At 51.9% G+C, this 19954-nt stretch carries 11 protein-coding genes, 1 tRNA gene and 3 pseudogenes; 5 read left to right on the plus strand and 10 right to left on the minus strand.

From position 1 onward, the window contains the following. Positions 1-29 precede the first annotated feature (29 nt). Both misL and NA197_RS10900 read right to left on the minus strand, forming a co-directional pair. On the minus strand, positions 30-2897 hold the full coding sequence (gene misL / locus NA197_RS10895; RefSeq protein ID WP_023234023.1) for an intestinal colonization autotransporter adhesin MisL: 2868 nt from the start codon (positions 2895-2897) through the stop codon (positions 30-32). Between the two features lie 74 nt (positions 2898-2971). Next, positions 2972-3589, minus strand: coding sequence for a helix-turn-helix transcriptional regulator (locus NA197_RS10900; RefSeq protein ID WP_000984806.1), 618 nt, complete (start codon positions 3587-3589; stop codon positions 2972-2974). Positions 3590-4602: 1013 nt separating this feature from the next. Here NA197_RS10900 and NA197_RS10905 point away from each other — a divergent pair. Continuing rightward, a pseudogene (locus tag NA197_RS10905) lies at positions 4603-4734 on the plus strand (transposase); the annotation flags it as partial. A gap of 159 nt (positions 4735-4893) precedes the next feature. Here the strand turns inward: NA197_RS10905 and rhuM are convergent. From rhuM to NA197_RS10925, 4 genes and pseudogenes are all read right to left on the minus strand, one after another. Beyond that, positions 4894-5925 (minus strand): virulence protein RhuM, encoded by a 1032-nt coding sequence (gene rhuM, locus NA197_RS10910; protein ID WP_023234022.1) that lies wholly within the window; start codon positions 5923-5925, stop codon positions 4894-4896. Between the two features lie 87 nt (positions 5926-6012). Beyond that, positions 6013-6429: pseudogene (locus tag NA197_RS10915) on the minus strand (DUF4942 domain-containing protein); the annotation flags it as partial. Positions 6430-6458: 29 nt separating this feature from the next. After that, positions 6459-7644 (minus strand): annotated as a pseudogene (locus NA197_RS10920) (AAA family ATPase). Positions 7645-7778: 134 nt separating this feature from the next. After that, positions 7779-7946: a TA system toxin CbtA family protein gene (locus tag NA197_RS10925; protein WP_223228506.1), complete on the minus strand. Its 168-nt coding sequence runs from the start codon at positions 7944-7946 to the stop codon at positions 7779-7781. 375 nt (positions 7947-8321) lie between these two features. Here NA197_RS10925 and NA197_RS10930 point away from each other — a divergent pair, with 375 nt between their 5' ends. After that, positions 8322-8666 carry a hypothetical protein gene (locus tag NA197_RS10930; protein WP_000120778.1) on the plus strand — a complete coding sequence of 115 codons (345 nt, stop codon included), beginning with the start codon at positions 8322-8324 and terminating at the stop codon, positions 8664-8666. Positions 8667-8983: 317 nt separating this feature from the next. Here the strand turns inward: NA197_RS10930 and NA197_RS10935 are convergent. Beyond that, positions 8984-9078 (minus strand) — tRNA-Sec (locus NA197_RS10935). Positions 9079-9365: 287 nt separating this feature from the next. On the opposite strand from NA197_RS10935, the gene NA197_RS10940 reads away from it, so the two are divergent. Continuing rightward, positions 9366-10748 carry a glycoside-pentoside-hexuronide family transporter gene (locus NA197_RS10940; protein WP_000834259.1) on the plus strand — a complete coding sequence of 461 codons (1383 nt, stop codon included), beginning with the start codon at positions 9366-9368 and terminating at the stop codon, positions 10746-10748. 11 nt (positions 10749-10759) lie between these two features. Then, positions 10760-13078 (plus strand): alpha-xylosidase, encoded by a 2319-nt coding sequence (gene yicI / locus NA197_RS10945; RefSeq protein ID WP_000703003.1) that lies wholly within the window; start codon positions 10760-10762, stop codon positions 13076-13078. Between the two features lie 102 nt (positions 13079-13180). Here yicI and NA197_RS10950 read toward each other — a convergent pair whose 3' ends face one another. Together NA197_RS10950 and xanP are read right to left on the minus strand one after the other, a co-directional pair. Continuing rightward, positions 13181-14890 (minus strand): AsmA family protein, encoded by a 1710-nt coding sequence (locus tag NA197_RS10950; protein WP_023234019.1) that lies wholly within the window; start codon positions 14888-14890, stop codon positions 13181-13183. 120 nt (positions 14891-15010) lie between these two features. Beyond that, positions 15011-16402 carry a xanthine/proton symporter XanP gene (xanP, locus tag NA197_RS10955; RefSeq protein ID WP_000115428.1) on the minus strand — a complete coding sequence of 464 codons (1392 nt, stop codon included), beginning with the start codon at positions 16400-16402 and terminating at the stop codon, positions 15011-15013. A 227-nt stretch (positions 16403-16629) separates the two neighbouring features. Here xanP and gltS point away from each other — a divergent pair, with 227 nt between their 5' ends. Then, positions 16630-17835: a sodium/glutamate symporter gene (gene gltS / locus NA197_RS10960; protein WP_000462250.1), complete on the plus strand. Its 1206-nt coding sequence runs from the start codon at positions 16630-16632 to the stop codon at positions 17833-17835. A 35-nt stretch (positions 17836-17870) separates the two neighbouring features. Here gltS and recG read toward each other — a convergent pair whose 3' ends face one another. After that, the gene (recG, locus tag NA197_RS10965; protein ID WP_064043164.1) at positions 17871-19952 is read right to left on the minus strand and encodes an ATP-dependent DNA helicase RecG; all 2082 of its coding nucleotides are present in this window, start codon (positions 19950-19952) and stop codon (positions 17871-17873) included. Positions 19953-19954 lie beyond the last annotated feature (2 nt).

Below are 19954 nucleotides of genomic sequence, written 5' to 3' on the forward strand. Positions count from 1 at the left end.
GAAGATCAGCGGCTCTGTTGTTACCTGAGTCAGAAACTGTATTTCATCCCCAGCATTCCTTGGGTATCACTATAACCTGTGTCACCCACCTGTTGCGCCACGTTACCCCATACGTTCAGGCGCGGGGTAACTTGTCCTTCAATACCCACTTTCAGTTCTCCAATATTCTTCGTACCACGCATATCGCTGCTGACATCGTCCATCTTCACGCTGGCAGGCTGCGTATTATGGATCCAGTTCGCTTCCACGAATGGCTGGAACTCTCGAGATTTATTGTCATCAATAGCATTGTGGCCGTTAATATAGGCTTTTACGCCCATGCGGGTTAGCAGATTACCGGCGGTATCATCCTTGACGAGGGTACCATTGGCTTCGCGATTGTCGTCAGCCTGCACGCCCATCCATACCACCTGCGCTTTGGGCTGCAACCAGTAGCTTTGATGCGCGCTTTCACCTAACCTGAAGCTGTAACCGGCTTCAACCGAGGCGGTAATTCCTTTGGATTTATATTTCTCAGCGGCCTGATCCTGACCCATGACCTTGTTATCAAACCAGTTGTACAGCATCCAGGTATCCACATAAGCCCCAGACCGATCGATATTGTTAGCATACCAGGTGCCGTAAAGGCCGACGCTGTAACCGGTGACTTGACCACGGGAATGATAGTCACTCACGGACGACTGCGTGCGGTTCTGGCTGTTGGCATAACCTGCCATTGCACCAATATGCCAACGGTCAAGACCGTCAGTGCTCCACTGTGCCAGATCGCCTCCCAGTTGTAACACATAGCTGTTGATGCGGGTTTTTAGCTGCCCGCTGCCATCGTTGAAGCGAGTATGGGCGCCGACGTTACGCATCCACAGGCTGGTGACCTTCTTCTCACCCGTCAGCATGTCGGTGTACTGGGTTTCACCCAGACGGTCATGGAGACGCGTCATGAACAGCGTATTTGCCGCATAGTTGTTGGCAAGGTAGCTACCCACTTCCGGACGGAACTGATGTTCTGTTATCGGCGGTGTGTCAGATTGCCCTATGTCAGGAATTGTCGGATCAGGGATGACCGGGTCTACTGGCTCAGGGTCTACTGGATCAGGGTCCACCGGATCGGGAATAACAGGGTCAGGGATAACCGGGTCTACTGGATCAGGGTCTACCGGATCGGGAATGACAGGGTCAGGGATAACAGGGTCTACCGGATCGGGAATAATCGGTTCGTCCGGCTCAATGTAGCTGGTCAGATACCAGTTTTTACCTTTCTGCACCACGTTGTAGTCATAGGCTCCGGCAACAATACGGCTTGCTTTTTCGAAAGTACCGTTGGAATTGCCAGCAACGTTAACAATTTCAATACCTTCAATGGTTTGAGCCCCGGCTCCTCCAATATTATTTACTGCAACAAATGTGTTGCCTGAAGTATTGCCGAGAACCTGCAGCCTGTCCGTTTCGGAATCATCATCGTTGAGCACAGTATTAAAGACCAGCTTACCGCCGTTGCCTACATAATCTTCATTGATGGTGAGCGTTTGCCATGGCTCGCCATCTTCATGGCTGAAGTTAATGGTTGCGCCACTATTCAGCGTCAGGTCAGTGAGCGTTGAGCTGCTGGTCATATTCCAGGTCGCATCGCTCATTTGTACAGAGATAACGCCTGTGCCCGCCGTAGCGCTGGTGATGTATGACGCCCCGTCCCATCGCGAGTTGTCCGTCATATTGAGCTTAATCGTACTGTTCTGCTGCGGTAGCGTACTGGTAGCAGCGGTGGCGCCAGCAGCACGAATATCACCGTCGATGACGAAACGTCCTCCTGAAGAACCGTCAACAATGCCGCCAGTTTCCGTGCTGATAGCGTAACTTTCGCTACTGTTATCGCCCACCATAGTAATAGCCGCACCGCCTGCCAGATTAATGGCGCCTCGGGAGAGGGCGTATAAACCGGCAGGAGCCTTACTATAGGATGCGGCCTTACTGGCGCTGTTAACGCTAATAGTGGCATTCTCTCCCAAATTAACGGTAGCGTTAGTTGCATATACCGCGTGTGCGCTGGCACCGTTCACCGTAATAGTAGCGTTGTTGCCAAGCTCGGTTCTGGAGGAGGATGCTGCGTAAATCCCCGTTGAGGATGCGCCGGAGGTTTCGATGGTTGCATCGTCACCCAGACGAATCAACGAACCGCTTTGTCCGGTACGCAGCCCCTCCGAACTGTCGCCGGTAGTAACAATATGCGCACGATTGCCAACGACAATCGTATTTTTGGCACGTGACGCATCCCTCATGGCGTTGGCTGTAATGCCACGTCCCTGGCTACCGGTCGTTTTGATATACAGATCGTCGCCGACGTAAATATTGGCCGATCCGGTCCAACCCTGGCCCAGTGAGTTATATCCGGCGTTAATACCGTCACCATCCTGACCATCCACGTAGATGTTGGTACGGTCACCGGTAATAATAAATACCGGGTTATCCGGAGTATTTGCGCCGTGAGTACGGATGCCATCGACGTCTCTACCATTATTTGCGGCATTCGCCGACTGCGTCCGAATGGTCAGGTCGTTGCCAAAAATCACGCCCGGACTTCCCGTCCCGCTGTTTTGAATAACCGTGACAGTGTGTTCAAACGCCTCCGCGCCCGGCCCATTAAGCGTGAGGCCATTGCCATAAACCGGGATGGTGCCGGTGTTCCACTGATAAACGTAGTTGGGCATGGTCCCGACTTTGGTGAAACCGGTACTGGCCTGAGCGGGAATAATAGCCTGTAATTCCGGCGGCAACTGACTGACCAGCCCACTGGATGGCAGACTATCAACGTCAACCCAGGCCGCCTGGGAGGGAAATACCATAGAGGCTAATGCTGCTGATACCGCTATGGCGATGAATGAGTAATTTTGGGGAGTTGGCATTCTGCCTCCTGCATTATGGCGTAAAGCGTCTTCCACATCGCAATAATATGGAAATAATAAAAATGGAAACGGATCTATAAAATATTTGATATTATTTTATGAATGCTATGCCCTAGCTTATTTTCAAGCCGCAGCTTATGCACATAAAGTTTCTTAATATCAATATTGTCAATATTTACAATCTGCTGAATACTTATTCCTGATACAAAGCGCTTCAGTAATATAAATTCCGTATAGTTAAGCGTTCGTCCACGTTTACTGTTGGCAAGCCGACCGGTAAACAAGCGGTGCATCTTTTGCTGTTGCACAATATCATCGTCATCGGAATAAATAATTCCTTGTATTTTATTGCTTTTCAAAATCCAGTAATTGGCCAGCGGAGTTAAACTTCTGTCAGAAATCAGGACAATATGCATGCCACTGTCTGCCAGACTGTCAGCCCATTGCAAATCGGTAAATCGTCGAAGATTCGGGAAAGAAAAATCAACAAAGATAAAACCGCTGGATAAATGATTGTGTCTATCAAGCAATAACTTTTCAATAAACCCTTTTTTCAGGAAAGCATTACCATCTGGCCAGATGGAAAATGCCGCATTATGACAGTATTGCACCCGTACTGCGCTGTCAGGAAATAATTGACAGGATAAATCGCAACTAATGCAATGGACAATTTGTGAAGGCTTTCTCATCATCCTGAACGACTCCCGTCGATGTTTCTATTAATATTTCATTGGTAAATAAATGTGTCAATCCAGATAATATACAGTGCTACGGCTGTCAAAAGTCGCGAAATATTGTCAGTGTCATAAACTCCTGGAAAGCACTAAAATACAGCTTTAAAAAACCATGACAGATCCGACAGTCGTAATACATCATTTCGGATTTGTATTTCACGCATTGAGATTTTTATACAGTATCTCCAATATCATAAAAAATCTTAAAACAGCACTATTTGCTAAATCATGAGAGTGATAAATAACGGTTCTCAATACCATCTGTCTGCTGCCTTTGTCACTATCGGGGTGATGTGATGAAATATAAAAGTAATTCCTGTAAACCTGTAATGAATTCTTATTATTAAAAGCTAATTTAAGATTTTTTCTTTTATTGCATTGTTATTCAATGACTTAATGGTGACATTTGTGCTCTCATCAACTTCTTATATACAAATTTAAGACTATTTTATAGAGACGCATGTAAACTTTAAGAGGGTGTAATGCTAATGCCATGAGAAAATTTTGTAACTTAACGCCGGGAGTCATACCTTGCCAATAAGTTGATCTGACTTAATTCTGATCGTGACAGTCTGAGCAACCGACAGACTTATCGGTCGAAGCAACTTCAGCTTCTGGCTTCTCTTTTCAATCGCTCATCTGATGAAAACTCTTTCCCGGAGCACATTAGTGAGAAACAGGATGTGGTGAAACCCAATGTCCATAGATGTCGTCAGTCACTTCACAAATATCCGCCTCAGGGCAGATATCTTTAACCATTCATCCGGCTTCGGCCAACTTAATTACGGCGATGTTCTGATGCTCAGTGAGACGGGATTTACACATAGAGATTCCTTCGTTAGCAGATCGATGACGTGATCTCTAAATGTGAATAGCACGATTATGTGGGATACGTACAAAAAATTAAATGAATCGCCACAGGTTTAACAGACACCGCAGAGTCATTTAAGATGGCTTAAAGAGAGGAGCCCATGAGCGGTAAACGTTATCCCGAAGAGTTTATAATTAAAGCGGTAAAACAGGTTATTGAGCGCGGCCATTCTGTTTCCAGCGTCGCAACACGTCTTGATATTACTACCCACAGTCTTTACGCCTGGATAAAGCCGCCATATTCACGACGGTATCATGCAATCACAGGAGTCTAATTTGATATCTTGGCCTGTTGAATTCATTGATTTTTATCTTGTTGGATTTTTACTGGTGCCCACTATTGTGCCCCCAAATGATTTTGCTTGTGGGGTTCTGGGCATTTTGAGCTACTTTTAAGGTTCTGTTTTCCATTGTAGCAAACCGGCGATATCCTTCTCACCTTCGGCTTCTTTTAAGCGCCGTTGTTGTTCAGCAAACTGACTATATTCCGCCTGCGCTTTTTCATCGGCCATTTTCTTACTGACTTTACCTGCGCCTTGTAAAACCTCACGGTCGTTAAATTGCAGGAACTGATCCAGCTTATCCTGCCAGTCGCGTAAAAAGACCTGCTGACGACGACGGGCCTGATCCTCGGCAAAATCCAGCCACATGTTAACTACGCGGTTAAGCTCGCTGACTTCATCTTGAGTGAGATAATTTTTTGCCACCGTCACGTCACCCTTACGTACCTCTTCACCTTTATAGCTGGTTAGCCCCATATGCGGCTGGCTGGCGTCAGCACGCTGATGAATGAGTTCAGCAGCGGTATGTCCGGTACAGGCAAAATGCAACTTGTTCTGGATGGTTTGAAAAAATTGCGTGGTTTCTTTGAGCGGTGGTTGATAGTCGGCGGCTAACGCAAAGATCTCTCGTACCCGCAAATAAACCCGACGCTCGCTGGCGCGAATATCGCGGATACGCTCCAGCATCTCATCAAAATAGTCGGGTACAGCCGATGAACCCACGGGCGGATTTTTCAGCCGCTCATCGTCCATCACAAAACCTTTGATCAGGTATTCCTGGAGCGTCTGGGTTGCCCACTGGCGGAACTGTGTGCCGCGCGGGGAGCGAACGCGGTAGCCGACAGCAAGGATGACAGGCAGGCTGTAGTGAAGCCTGTTGCGGCTTACCTGACGGCTACCTTCCTGTTGAACTTGTAAGTAAGACTTACAGGTTGCGTTTTGCTCAAGTTCGCCTTCTTCATAGATCGCTTTAATGTGCTGTGTAACTGCCTGGGGAGTGATCTGATAAAGGTTGGCGATGGTTGCCTGAGGGAGCCATAGCGTCTCTTGCTCAAAGCGGCACTCCACACGAACTTCACCGTCATCGCTGGCAAACATAACAAATTCGCCTGCCGGGGATTGGGTTAAGTATTTGTCTGCCATGCCGCCTCCGCTTATATCTGACTCGCAATGCCGTAATCTGCCTAGTATGCCAGAAATTCCTGGTGAAGCTTATTACGCAGATAGCGTTTATTTTGCGGGCAGCGCCCCCGGATAATGCTTCGCCACGATATCATTCATCTTCTCCACCAGATCCAGACGCTTAAATGTGATATGTCCGCTGCCCTTCTGAAAGTAGCGGATGGTGAACATATCGTCTTCAAAGACCTGCTCACGCGGATTATCGCGCACGAAGTCCATAAACCGGATAGAGACATCATGCCGGTTGTCAGGAATGGTTTTACTATCCAGCAGGTAGAGTATTCGTTCCAGATCGGCGAGCTGGTCGCGTCGCCAGCCCCAGTTCAGGCTGTAGCCCCATCGGTCATGCTTCACCAGATTGTTGACGATAATCTTCTTGCCGAAATAACAAGGATTATTGGTTTTGTAGTCCTGGCTTAACCCCTTAAATACATTGATAATCCCACGTTCGAAAACATCCTGTTCCTTAACCGGAGGTTGGGGATCGACGCCCATCACGCTGTGCAGTACATCATTACTTGGCTCGCCGTAGGTCGCCCCGGTGGTATTGACGCCAGACCATTACCTTTCTCGTCCTGTTCAAGTAGGCGAACAGACTCACGTTTTACCGTGCTGATAACCTGCGGGCTATGGGTAGTGACAATAAACTGGATTAGTGGAAATGCGCTGCGCAAAGACTGGATAATTTGCTGCTGCCAGGCTGGGTGCAGGAACATATCGACTTCATCGATCAGCACAATCCCCTGTGTTTTTAAGGCGGCTTCATCGCGTAAATGGGGGTTGAGTTTGACACAGCGAAACGCGATATCCGCTACCATCGCAACCGCATTACGCAGGCCGTCGCTGAGCTGGGCTAAGGGGATCTTGCCGTGCTGCGGATGATTCATTACCAGTTGCTGGTTATGGCTGGAGCTGTATTCCAGATCGCGCCAGCCAGTTACGTCTTTTGTCAGACAGTTAATGGCTTGCTGGATAGCCTGAATAGCTTCTTTCATCCGCGAATACGAACATCTTCTTTTAACTTTGTTGAAGGTGATTCAAGTTGTGTGATTTGATGTTCACGGTAGCTATGCCATAGCCAGCTATACCACTGCTCAAACTGTTTATAGTTTGATGTGGCCGAGAGGCAATCGTCATAACCAGACAAACGTGAAAAGGCGCTGTTATCCAGACGCTGTTCAGTAGGCTGTGCCTCATAACGTTCCTGATACCACAAGCGAGCAGTCCCCAGATAAAGCATTAGGAGAAGTTCAACCTGCAGCAAATTATGCTCTTCACGCACCAGCGTCTGAAGTTGTTCACCCCAACGGGTAAGCTGCGCCGCCGTCTTATCTTCATGCGGCGGCTGTTCTCCTCGCTTGTCGAGCATCCAGGTTGCCGTCTTTCCGCTTTCCCATTCTCCGGTAGCTGTAATCATGACCGGAGATGACATTTCCATGTTCAGCGCTTCAGGGCGGAAAACCAGACGTACATCTTCTGTACGGATCACCAGCGATTTATCTTTTACATAGAGGCCGGCAAGCCACGAATAAAGGGGAACAGCGCCAGGCGTACCGCATCCAGTACTGTCGTCTTGCCCGCGCCGTTTGGTGCAACCAGAATCGTAATGTGTTCATCAAAAGTAATATCGAGCTGCCTGAAACAACGAAAGTGAAGCAGTGAAAGTTTGTCGATTCTCATTACACCAGCCTCACCTGTTTTTATGTTTTAGTATAATAACATCTCTTGCCTGCAATCTTGCCCGCTTTAAGCGGGTAAAGGTTACGCCTTTTATCACGTTTTAACTATTTATCCTGTTGATTAACATGGTTTTTCTAAGGAATTAATAAAATCCTTTCCTGTCGTGTCCGTAGAATATCGACAGCCTGGAGACAAGGTGACTGTTGCTGGTAACCATATTCTTTGCGATCGATACCAACTCGTTCATGTTTTTTCTTCAGAAAGTTACGGCATCGACAAACGTAGCGCCTGCGTTGATAAATGTAAGGCTATAGTGCCTTCAAGTAGATGAGTAAGCTGCGACGTTACTGCTCGTATGAACACCATCCACCCTTATGATGTGAGCCTGTATCCCCATGTGGATGTTGACCCTTTGGGCAGGCAAGCGCACTGGATGATGCCGTGACGGTAATAAAAGCGATAATCATCGCTGTAAATAATCTCTTCATATATAACTCACATTAATAAATTAGAACATATTACTACCTACTACAGAATACGCATACTTGATACGGACTTAGGGGATAATATAACTCGTACTTTAGTTTAAATTCTATCCTTCATGTGGCATAGGTTATCAGGATAGGTTTTCGTTATGAATTTTATCCGGGATATTGAAGCAACATATTGGGGGGGATATGAGTTATAAATATGTTGGTAAGCATGGCTGTGATGTTGCATTGCGGATGGGCTATAAAGAATGCCCCGATGAAAATGCTTATGGTGATGCCTATTATATTAAAGATGGATTAAAATGGATATTTAATATAACAGGCTTAAAAAAACGGCTTGGCGTATACAGCGACGACGATCTCCGTAAACAGAACTATGATGTAGATACCTATTATCGAGTTGAAAACCAACAGGAAGAAAGTGCAGATGATGAAATGCAATCGCTATATCATAATTTAGCGGTAGAAGAAGGAGAACCCGTGTATCTGGAGGGAGGCATGTATCTTTATCCGGATGGCTCTATACGTTGATCTCATAATTTTGGCCTGGTAAGCGTTATTTCTTTTGAGAAAGGTTGAATCTGTAAGTATGACCCACAAGTTCGTTTGGTGATTAGTTAAGTCCCGCCCGCATTAGTCCTGGCGTACTTTTATCCCTTCTTTGCGGACGATATCCCACAATAAATGGACGTTCGGTTTTAGCAATCGGTAAATGGTGATTAATAAAATAATACTCCACTTACTCTCTCCACCTTTCCTTTCGTATTATATGCAAGAACTAGTCTTAATAATAAGCAAATACTTTGTCCCGAAATAGAGGACGAATGGTGGGCATGAGAGAAGGATGTTGGCGGAAGATCACAGGAGTCGAACCTGCCCGGGACCGCTGGCGGCCCCAACTGGATTTGAAGTCCAGCCGCCTCACCGGAGACGACGATCTTCCGCGCCTCGATTGCTACATGGAGGCGCGCGCATTATAGCTACTTCCTGGCGTTTCCACATCCCCTCCCGTGCTTTTTTAACTTCCCTTTCCTTCTGCCATGATCGGTTTCATATAAATCCCCATAAAATCCATTAGTTACATTTCATCACACTTTTTGGCGCTACCCTGATCACAGAAAACAAGAATCGTAATTTGATAACCAAATAACGGAATATTCACGCTCGCAGGGAAGGTTTACAAAAACTGTAACCGGTATCAGTGAGCGTTGTGAGCGTTAAGGATGCGTAATGAAAAGTGAGATTCTCTCCGTTAAGGAGAAGATTGGCTATGGTATGGGCGATGCCGCGAGCCACATCATCTTTGATAACGTCATGTTATATATGATGTTCTTCTATACCGATATTTTCGGCATTCCCGCTGGTTTTGTTGGCACCATGTTTTTACTGGCGCGTGCGCTTGATGCCATCTCCGACCCTTGCATGGGCCTGCTGGCCGACCGCACCCGCTCTCGCTGGGGCAAATTCCGACCCTGGGTGCTGTTTGGCGCGTTGCCGTTTGGTATCGTTTGTGTGCTGGCTTATAGCACGCCGGATCTCAGTCTGAACGGTAAAATGATTTATGCCGCCATCACCTACACGTTGCTCACCCTTCTGTACACTGTGGTCAACATCCCTTACTGCGCGTTGGGTGGTGTAATAACCAATGACCCAACGCAGCGTATCTCCCTGCAATCCTGGCGCTTTGTGCTGGCAACGGCGGGCGGAATGCTCTCTACCGTACTGATGATGCCTCTGGTGAAACTGATTGGCGGCGAGAATAAGGCGCTGGGCTTCCAGGGGGGGATCGCGGCGCTCTCGGTGGTGGCGTTCCTGATGCTGGCGTTCTGCTTTTTTACCACCAAAGAACGCGTTGAAGCGCCTGCCACCCATACCTCCATGCGTGAAGACCTGCGTGATATCTGGCACAACGACCAGTGGCGCATAGTCGGCCTGCTCACCATCCTGAATATTCTGGCGGTATGCGTGCGCGGCGGGGCGATGATGTATTACGTCACCTGGATATTGGGCAAGCCGGGCGTGTTTGTCGCCTTCCTCACCACCTATTGCGTCGGCAATCTGATCGGCTCGGCGCTGGCAAAACCGTTGACCGACTGGAAATGCAAAGTGAGCGTTTTCTGGTGGACCAACGCTTTACTCGCAGTAATCAGCGTGGCGATGTTCTTCGTACCGATGCACGCCACGATCGCTATGTTCGTCTTTATCTTCGTGATTGGCGTATTGCACCAGTTAGTCACGCCTATCCAGTGGGTGATGATGTCTGACACCGTCGACTACGGCGAATGGTGTAACGGCAAACGCCTGACGGGGATCAGTTTTGCCGGCACGTTGTTCGTGCTGAAACTGGGTCTTGCCCTCGGCGGGGCGTTGATTGGCTGGATGCTGGCAGGCGGCGGTTACGACGCGGCGGCGAAAACGCAAAACAGCGCCACGATCAGCATCATCATCGCTCTGTTCACTATCGTCCCGGCCATCTGTTATCTGCTGAGCGCCGCGATCGCTAAACGCTACTACACCCTGAAAAGCCCGTTCCTGAAAACCATTCTGGAACAACTGGCGCAGGGCGCACACCGCAACGAACAAGAATTTACCCATAAAGAATTGCAAAACTAAAGGAACAGACTATGAAAATTAGCGACGGAAACTGGCTGATCCAGCCTGGCCTTAATTTGATTCACCCGGTTCAGGTGTTCGACGTTGAACAGCACGGGAATGAGATGGTGGTCTATGCCGCGCCGCGCGATGTCCGTGAACGAACCTGGCAACTGGATACCCCGTTGTTTACCCTGCGCTTTTTCTCGCCGCAGGAAGGAGTGATAGGTGTACGGATGGAACACTTCCAGGGCGCTTTGGATAACGGCCCACATTATCCGCTCAATGTCTTGCAAGATATCAACGTGGAGATGCAGAACAACGCCGAATTTGCCGAACTCAAGAGCGGCAGCCTGAGCGTGCGCGTCACCAAAGGCGAGCTCTGGTCACTGGATTTTCTGCGCAACGGTGTACGTATCACCGGTAGCCAGTTGAAGAATAACGGCTATGTGCAGGATACCAACAGCGGGCGCAACTACATGTTCGAGCGTCTGGATCTCGGCGTGGGCGAAACCGTCTACGGGCTTGGCGAGCGTTTTACCGCACTGGTGCGCAACGGTCAGACGGTGGAGACCTGGAACCGTGACGGCGGCACCAGTACCGAGCAGTCTTACAAGAACATCCCGTTCTATATCACCAACCGTGGCTACGGTGTGCTGGTGAATCATCCGCAGTGCGTGTCGTTTGAAATTGGCTCCGAGAAAGTCTCCAAAGTTCAGTTCAGCGTCGAGAGCGAGTATCTGGAATACTTCGTCATCGACGGCCCGACCCCGAAAGACGTGCTGAACCGCTATACCCAATTTACGGGTCGTCCGGCGCTGCCGCCCGCCTGGTCTTTCGGCCTGTGGCTGACCACCTCATTCACCACCAACTACGACGAAGCGACCGTTAACAGCTTTATCGACGGTATGGCCGAGCGCAATCTGCCGCTGCACGTCTTCCACTTCGACTGTTTCTGGATGAAAGCTTTTCAGTGGTGCGATTTTGAATGGGACCCGGTGACTTTCCCCGATCCGAAAGGGATGATTCGCCGCCTGAAAGCGAAAGGGCTGAAAGTCTGCGTGTGGATTAACCCCTACATCGGCCAGAAATCCCCGGTCTTCCAGGAGCTAAAAGAGAAAGGATATTTGCTTAAACGCCCGGACGGCTCCTTGTGGCAGTGGGATAAATGGCAGCCGGGACTGGCGATTTACGACTTCACCAACCCGCAAGCCTGCGAATGGTATGCCGACAAGCTGAAGGGCCTGGTGGAGATGGGAGTGGACTGCTTCAAAACTGACTTCGGCGAACGCATTCCAACGGATGTGCAGTGGTTTGATGGTTCTGATCCACAGAAAATGCACAACCATTATGCCTACATCTACAACGAACTGGTGTGGAACGTGCTGAAAGAGACCGTGGGCGTTGAAGAGGCGGTGCTGTTCGCCCGTTCCGCCTCGGTGGGTGCACAACAGTTCCCGGTGCACTGGGGCGGCGACTGCTACGCCAACTACGAATCGATGGCGGAAAGCCTGCGCGGCGGGCTGTCCATCGGCCTGTCAGGGTTTGGCTTCTGGAGTCATGATATTGGCGGATTCGAGAATACCGCGCCGGCGCATGTCTACAAGCGTTGGTGCGCATTCGGCTTGCTCTCCAGCCACAGCCGCCTGCACGGTAGCAAATCCTACCGGGTTCCGTGGGCCTATGACGACGAGTCCTGTGACGTGGTGCGCTTCTTCACCGAACAGAAGTGCCGGATGATGCCGTATCTGTATCGGGAAGCGGCGCGTGCCAACGAAGCCGGTACGCCAATGATGCGGGCGATGATGCTGGAGTTCCCGGACGATCCGGCGTGTGATTATCTTGATCGCCAGTACATGCTGGGAGATGCGGTCATGGTAGCGCCGGTATTTAGTGAAGCGGGCGACGTGGAGTTCTACCTGCCAGAAGGCCGCTGGACGCACCTGTGGCGCAACGATGAAGTGCAGGGCAGTCGCTGGCATAAACAGCAGCATGACTTCCTGAGTCTGCCAGTGTACGTGCGTGACAATACACTACTGGCGCTGGGCAACAATAGCCAGAAGCCCGATTACGCCTGGCATGAGGGTACGGCCTTCCAGTTATTCCATCTGGATGACGGCTGCGAAGCGGTCTGCGAAGTCCCTGCTACGGATGGTTCGACAATCTTTACGCTGCAGGCGAAACGCACAGGCAATACTATTACGGTGAGCGGCGAAGGCGAGGCGCGCAACTGGACGCTGTGTCTGCGTAATATTACGCAGATTAGCGGTACCAAATGCGGCTCATATGCGGGAAGTGAACTGGGCGTAGTGGTCACCCCGCAGGGAAATGAAGTGGTGATTACGCTTTAAATCTGAATCGCCGGATGGCGCCGTGAGCTGCGCTTATCCGGCCTACAAATGAGCAAGAACCGTAAGCCCGGTAAGCGCCATCGCCACCGGGCAAGCCCTCAATTACAGCGCTGGCTCCGTTGACGTAACTTCACCGCCGGACACCACACCCGCTTGCATCGTTTGCGTTATCTGCTGCTTTTGTGCGTTGACCGCGTGTAATTGCCCGTTTACCGTCGGTTTCAACGGCGCATCGGCCTGAATATTGCCGCTGGCCGTGAGCTGAATATTGCCATCGCCAGCAATCGGTAATGCCGGCCAGCCCCACGGTTGTAGCACATCCATTGGTACGCCGCGTCCGTTCAGGCTGATTTGCGTCTGACGCTGCGGCAGTTGCGATACGCTGGCAGTGGCTTCCAGTATCCCTTTTCCAGTAAACGCGCTCAGATCGCTGATGTTGACCGTGCTGGCATTAGCCGTCAACGACAGCGACGGGCGGCGCACGTCCACACGGTTAAAGGTTGCCGCTGCGGCGTTGAGGGTCGCATTGCCGCTCCAGACGCCCCATTGATGATGTTGTACCAGCTCCAGGTTTGCGCCGTAGCCGTCCAGAGCGGTGATTTGCCACGGGAAGGCCGGGTCGATATCAATCACCAGATTGCGGCTGGCGCTGAATTTTTTCAGCGTCAGGCTGTTCAACCAGTCGGGCAGCGGCTTCATCCATAACTGCTTCCAGTTTTCCGGCAGCGTATACTCCAGCCCGGCGATAGCGGTATCGTCCAGAATAAGCGCTTTGCCTTCGCGTAACCAGGCGCCGGAAGTTCTGACCATACCGCCTTCCCAGCGGGTAGTGAACTGGCGTAGCGCAACGCCCTGTGGTGAAAATTCGGCGTTCAGGATTGGATCGAGCAAGTGCAGCGAGCCGTAAATAAACTCGCTGGCGTTCATCGATAATTTACCTTCCTGACTTTGCCAGTCTTCTTTGCGCAGAGTCAGGTTGCGCAAACTCAGGTCAAGATCGGTGACTGCCCAGTCTGGTCCTTGCAGGCTGGAGTCCGTCACTTCAAGACGACCAATCTGCAAAGATGGAACCGTAGTAAGCGGCGCGAAAAACTCGCTCAGGGATTTATCGCTTTGTAACCGAATATCATTCAGCCGCAGATTTTCAACGACCCAACTACCGTCAGCGTTACGCCGGGCGACGCCGGTTAACGCTCCGCGCGCCATATCGGCGCCGACGGTGTTTAACATCACCTGATTATGGTCGATACTGCCTTCAATAAGCACATTCGTGGCGGGAACGTCGTTTAACGTCAGCGAACCGGCGCTCAGTTGGATCTGGGCTTTATTGCCCAATACCCGACCGGCTTCGGGGCGCCAGGGCATAACGCCGCCGTTAACGCGCTGGGCGCTCAACCGCCATTCGCTACCGGGACTATTGAGCGCCATATTGCGAAGTTGCAGGCGGTCGGCCTCAAACGGGAAAGGTGCGGTTTGCACTGAAATATTCAGCGTGCCGTCCTGTAACAGAATCGTGTCGACATGCAGCGGCGCGGTTAACTGGCGAATGCTCAGACCGATATCTACGGTTTTCGCGACCAGGGTAGCAGGCTGACCATCACGACCAAAGGTCACATTCTCCAGTAAAAGATGGGATGGGGCGGAAAAACGATGATCCATCACGTCGAATGTGAGGTGATAACCGCTGTTCTCTGATACCCAGTTGCTGACATGATCTGCGCCCCAGCGCGTTTGCAGCAGAAAATAAAAGCCGAAAATCACCACTAAACAGGCGATCAGCACGTAGAGAAGCAACCTCCCAATCAATTTCATGGTCTTCCATCCCGTGAAATGCACATAGGGGATTTATGCACGATTTGCGTGCAATCCTCAAGACAGGAATGGTGAAAGAGCGTTACAGCAGCGGCGAATCGTGTCGCCGCCGCAGGGTTTTTACGGTTTTTCCGGCGGGAGAATCAGGTTCAGCACGATAGCCGTGATGCCGCCAGCGGCAATTCCGGATGAGAGCAGATTTTTCACCCATTCCGGCGCGAACTGCAGGATCTGCGGCTGTTGCGAAACGCCAAGACCCACGGCCAGCGACAGGGCGATAATCAGAATCGCGCGGCGGTTCAGCGGCTCACGCGAGACAATACGCACCCCGGAGGCGGCAATGGTGCCGAACATCACTAACGTGGCGCCGCCGAGCACCGGTTCCGGGATATGCTGCACAAAACCGCTTACCGCCGGGAACAGGCCGAGCACAATCAGCATCAGCGCGACGACAAATCCCACATAGCGACTGGCGACGCCGGTCAACTGAATGACGCCGTTGTTCTGACCGAAACAGGAATTAGGGAACGTATTAAATACCGCTGAAACAAATGAGTTCAGGCCGTTAGCCAGTACGCCGCCCTTTAGCCGTTTCATGTACAAGGGGCCGGATACCGGCTGCTCGGAGACATCAGAGGTGGCGGTGATGTCGCCGATGGTCTCCAGCGACGTAATCATAAAGACCAGCATCAACGGCAGTAACAGGTTCCAGTCAATGCCCAGGCCATAATACAGCGGGGTCGGCACCATCAGGATGTCCTGTGAGACCGGCGCGTTATTCTCAGGCAACATGCCCATAAACCAGGCCAAAAGATAGCCTGCCGCCATGGCAATAACCAAAGAAGCCACGCGCAGGTAGGGATTACGCTGCCGATTCAGCAGGATAATAATGGCCAGGACGACGCCGGCCAGCAGCAGGTTTTTCGGTGCGCCAAAGGTGTTGTCGCTCATGGCGGCATAGCCGCCGCCGATGGAAGTTAGCCCCACCTGAATCAGCGACAGGCCAATAATCATCACCACTACGCCGGAGACTAACGGCGTGATAATCCGGCGCGCCAGATGTAGAATGCGAGAAAGCACCATCTCGGTGCAGCTTGCCAGCATCAGCGTGCCGAACAGCGCCGCCATCATCGTCGGGACATCCGCGCCGCCGGTTTTCAGCGCGGTACCGCCCATAATCAGCGGGGCGACAAAGTTAAAACTGGTTCCCTGGATGGATAACAGCCCCGATCCTACCGGCCCCCACGCTTTGATTTGAATAATAGAGGCTACGCCGGAGGCGAACAGCGACATGCTGATAATGTGCTGCGTATCCTGCGCCGGTAAACCCAACGCCTGGCAGATTAACAGCGCTGGCGTGATTACCGCGACAAACATGGCCAGCAGATGCTGACAAGCGGCAAAAAGGGTTTGAGGGAGCGGCGGGCGATCTTCAAGACGGTAAATTAATTCGCTGTTTTGCGTCTGCGCAACCGGTTGCGCATCTGCCGGCTCGATGGCGTTAACGGACATCAGGGACATTCTCGTGGTGGAAAAGCGGTGATTTTATCTGACCAGATGGTAAAAGCAAACGATTGCGAGCGAATATTCTTAATATTTAAAAAAGATAAATGCACCTTTTTATATAACTTTTTGCCTTTTTCTGCTTAAAATCCATGCCGAAGACTCGCAAAGAGCTAAAAAACTGACTCAGGAAATGATTTGTGCGCACGTGTCACAGCGCACTACAGGAGCTTTAAATGTTTGAACTCGATACCTTATCGACCCTTGTCGCCGCCACGCTGGTGCTGCTACTGGGTCGCAAGCTGGTCCAGTCTGTCTCCTTACTGAAGAAATATACGATTCCGGAGCCGGTGGCGGGGGGGTTACTGGTCGCGGTTGCGCTGCTGGTGCTGAAAAAAAGCGTCGGTTGGGAGGTCAACTTTGATATGACCCTGCGCGATCCGTTGATGCTGGCGTTTTTCGCGACGATCGGCCTTAACGCTAACCTTGCCAGCCTGCGCAAGGGGGGGCGTGTTGTTGGCGTCTTCCTGGTCGTCGTGGTCGGATTACTGCTGATGCAGAATGCCATCGGTATCGGCATGGCGAGTCTGTTGGGGCTGGACCCGTTAATGGGGCTGATTGCAGGGTCAATTACGCTGTCCGGCGGACACGGTACCGGCGCGGCGTGGAGTAAACTGTTTGTCGAACGTTATGGTTTTGCCAATGCCACCGAAGTTGCGATGGCATGTGCAACCTTTGGCCTGGTGCTGGGCGGGTTGATTGGCGGCCCGGTAGCGCGTTATCTGGTGAAACACTCCACCACGCCGGATGGAATGCCTGATGATCAGGCCGTGCCGACAGCCTTTGAAAAGCCGGATGTGGGCCGTATGATCACCTCTCTGGTGCTAATCGAAACTATCGCCCTGATTGCTATCTGTCTGACCGTGGGCAAAATCGTAGCGCAGCTACTGGCGGGAACGGTGCTTGAACTGCCGGTCTTCGTTTGTGTGCTATTTGTTGGGGTGATCCTCAGCAATGGCCTGGCGCTGGTGGGTTTTTATCGCGTATTTGAGCGTGCTGTTTCGGTGCTGGGGAACGTGAGTTTGTCACTGTTCCTGGCAATGGCGCTGATGAGCCTGAAGCTGTGGGAACTGGCGTCGCTGGCGCTGCCGATGCTGGCGATTCTGGTGGTACAGACCATCTTCATGGCGCTGTACGCGATCTTCGTCACCTGGCGCATGATGGGGAAAAACTACGATGCGGCGGTGCTGGCGGCGGGTCACTGTGGTTTTGGCCTTGGCGCAACGCCGACCGCCATTGCTAATATGCAGGCGATTACCGACCGTTTTGGCCCCTCGCATATGGCGTTCCTGGTGGTGCCGATGGTCGGCGCGTTCTTTATCGATATCGTCAATGCGCTGGTGATTAAGCTGTACCTGATGTTACCGATTTTCGCGCAATAAGGGTTTGTACGGCGGCATTAAAGCCGCCGTGCTCACTAGGCGTTGGAATAACGTTCGGTTTCCGGCATCCAGCGCTCAATCAGCGCTTGTGCCTGCTGCGGATAACGTTCGTGAATATGACGGGCAATACGCTGAACTTCGGGGATTATGGCCTGATCGCGCAGTAAATCCGCAACTTTAAATTCGGCGTTACCTGTCTGGCGCGTGCCCAGTAATTCCCCCGGGCCGCGAATCTCTAAATCTTTTTGCGCAATCACAAAGCCGTCGTTGCTATCGCGCAATACCTGTAAACGCTTCTGCGCCGTTTTCGACAACGGCGATTTATAGAGCAGCACGCAGTGCGACGCGACCGCGCCACGGCCAACGCGCCCTCTGAGCTGGTGTAATTGCGCCAGGCCCAGTCGCTCCGGGTTTTCAATAATCATCAGGCTGGCGTTAGGAACATCGACCCCCACCTCAATCACCGTAGTGGCGACCAGTAGATGCAGTTCACCCTGCTTAAAGGCCTGCATCACCGCCTGTTTTTCGGCGGGCTTCATGCGGCCGTGTACCAGGCCGATATTCAACTCCGGTAACGCCAGCTTGAGCTCCTCCCAGGTGGCTTCCGCTGCCTGCGCTTCCAGCAGGTCTGACTCTTCAATCAGCGTACAGACCCAGTAGGCCTGACGGCCTTCGGTTGTGCAGGCGTTGCGCACACGATCAATGATTTCATGGCGACGGGTATCCGGAATAGCAACGGTAGTGACAGGGGTACGGCCCGGCGGGAGCTCGTCAATCACCGAGGTATCGAGATCGGCGTAGGCAGTCATCGCCAGGGTGCGCGGAATGGGCGTTGCGGTCATAATCAACTGATGCGGATGAAAGCCCTGCTGCTGGCCTTTTTCCCACAATGCCAGCCGCTGGTGGACGCCAAAGCGGTGCTGCTCATCGATAATGACCAGCGCCAGCCCGTTAAACTGCACCTGTTCCTGGAAGATAGCGTGAGTGCCGACAATCATCTGCACCTGACCGCTGGCAATAGCCTCTTGCTGCGCCTGGCGCGCTTTACCTTTTTGCTTACCGGCCAGCCAACCCACTTCAACGCCCAACGGTTCGAACCAGTTGCGGAAATTATTTGCGTGCTGTTCAGCCAGCAGTTCGGTCGGCGCCATCAGCGCCACCTGCTTACCATGAGCGATGGCGCGTAGCGCCGCCAGGGCGGCAACCAGCGTTTTCCCTGAACCGACGTCGCCCTGAACCAGACGCATCATCGGCACATCCAGCGCCATATCACGTTCGATCTCTGCCACCACCCGCGCCTGCGCGCTGGTGGGTTTAAACGGCAACGACGCCAGCAGCTCGTCTTTCAATATGTTGTTGGTACTTAGCGGCTGAGCGTGATAACGCTGCGCGCCTGCGCGAAGCGCCAGCATACTGAGATTATGCGCCAGTAGCTCTTCAAGAATAAGCCGCCGCTGCGCCGGGTGTTTGCCGGTTTCTAAATCGGCGAGCTGGAGCGTCGGCGGCGGGCGATGCAAGGTACGTAGCGCCTCCGGCAGGCTCATCATACCCTGCGCCAGTTCCGGCGGCAGTAGTTCGGCAATGGCGCAGGTGTCGAGCAACTCCAGCGCCTGATCGGTAAGCTTGCGCAGTGTCGCTTGCTTCACGCCCTCGGTGGTCGGATAGACGGGGGTGAGCGTTTCCTGAAGTTCCGGCGTGCTGAGATCGCCCTGCAGGCGATATTCCGGATGGATCATCTCTGCGCCATACTTGCCGCGCTTCGCTTCCCCGTAGGCCAGCACACGTCGTCCCGTCGCCAGGCTGTTTTTCATCGCCGCGTTAAAATTGAAAAAGCGCATGGTAAGAATGCCGGAACCGTCGCTAATCTGGCAGGTCATCATCCGACGACCGCCGAAAGTGATATTGCAGTTCAGCACTTCACCTTCAACGGTGGCGTAGATGCCAGGCAGCAGTTCGCCAATAGGGTAGAGATGGGTACGGTCTTCGTAACGCAGAGGGAGGTGGAGCAGGAGGTCCTGCACGGTATGCAGGCCAATTTTCGCCAGTTTACTGCTTTGCGCTGCGCCGACGCCTGTCAGGGAATTGAGCGGAACAGCGTCTAACAAGCGGCCTGACATGG

This window comes from Salmonella sp. NW884 (assembly GCF_051700745.1).
GTDB classification, from domain to species: domain Bacteria; phylum Pseudomonadota; class Gammaproteobacteria; order Enterobacterales; family Enterobacteriaceae; genus Salmonella; species Salmonella enterica.

Excerpts from the sequence above, each read along its gene's own strand:
- yicI (WP_000703003.1), top strand. The coding sequence starts at position 10,760 with ATGAAAATTAGCGACGGAAACTGGCTGATCCAGCCTGGCCTTAATTTG.
- NA197_RS10900 (WP_000984806.1), bottom strand. The coding sequence starts at position 3,589 with ATGATGAGAAAGCCTTCACAAATTGTCCATTGCATTAGTTGCGATTTA.
- NA197_RS10930 (WP_000120778.1), top strand. The coding sequence starts at position 8,322 with ATGAGTTATAAATATGTTGGTAAGCATGGCTGTGATGTTGCATTGCGG.
- gltS (WP_000462250.1), top strand. The coding sequence starts at position 16,630 with ATGTTTGAACTCGATACCTTATCGACCCTTGTCGCCGCCACGCTGGTG.
- recG (WP_064043164.1), bottom strand. The coding sequence starts at position 19,952 with ATGTCAGGCCGCTTGTTAGACGCTGTTCCGCTCAATTCCCTGACAGGC.
- misL (WP_023234023.1), bottom strand. The coding sequence starts at position 2,897 with ATGCCAACTCCCCAAAATTACTCATTCATCGCCATAGCGGTATCAGCA.
- NA197_RS10950 (WP_023234019.1), bottom strand. The coding sequence starts at position 14,890 with ATGAAATTGATTGGGAGGTTGCTTCTCTACGTGCTGATCGCCTGTTTA.
- rhuM (WP_023234022.1), bottom strand. The coding sequence starts at position 5,925 with ATGGCAGACAAATACTTAACCCAATCCCCGGCAGGCGAATTTGTTATG.
- xanP (WP_000115428.1), bottom strand. The coding sequence starts at position 16,402 with ATGTCCGTTAACGCCATCGAGCCGGCAGATGCGCAACCGGTTGCGCAG.
- NA197_RS10940 (WP_000834259.1), top strand. The coding sequence starts at position 9,366 with ATGAAAAGTGAGATTCTCTCCGTTAAGGAGAAGATTGGCTATGGTATG.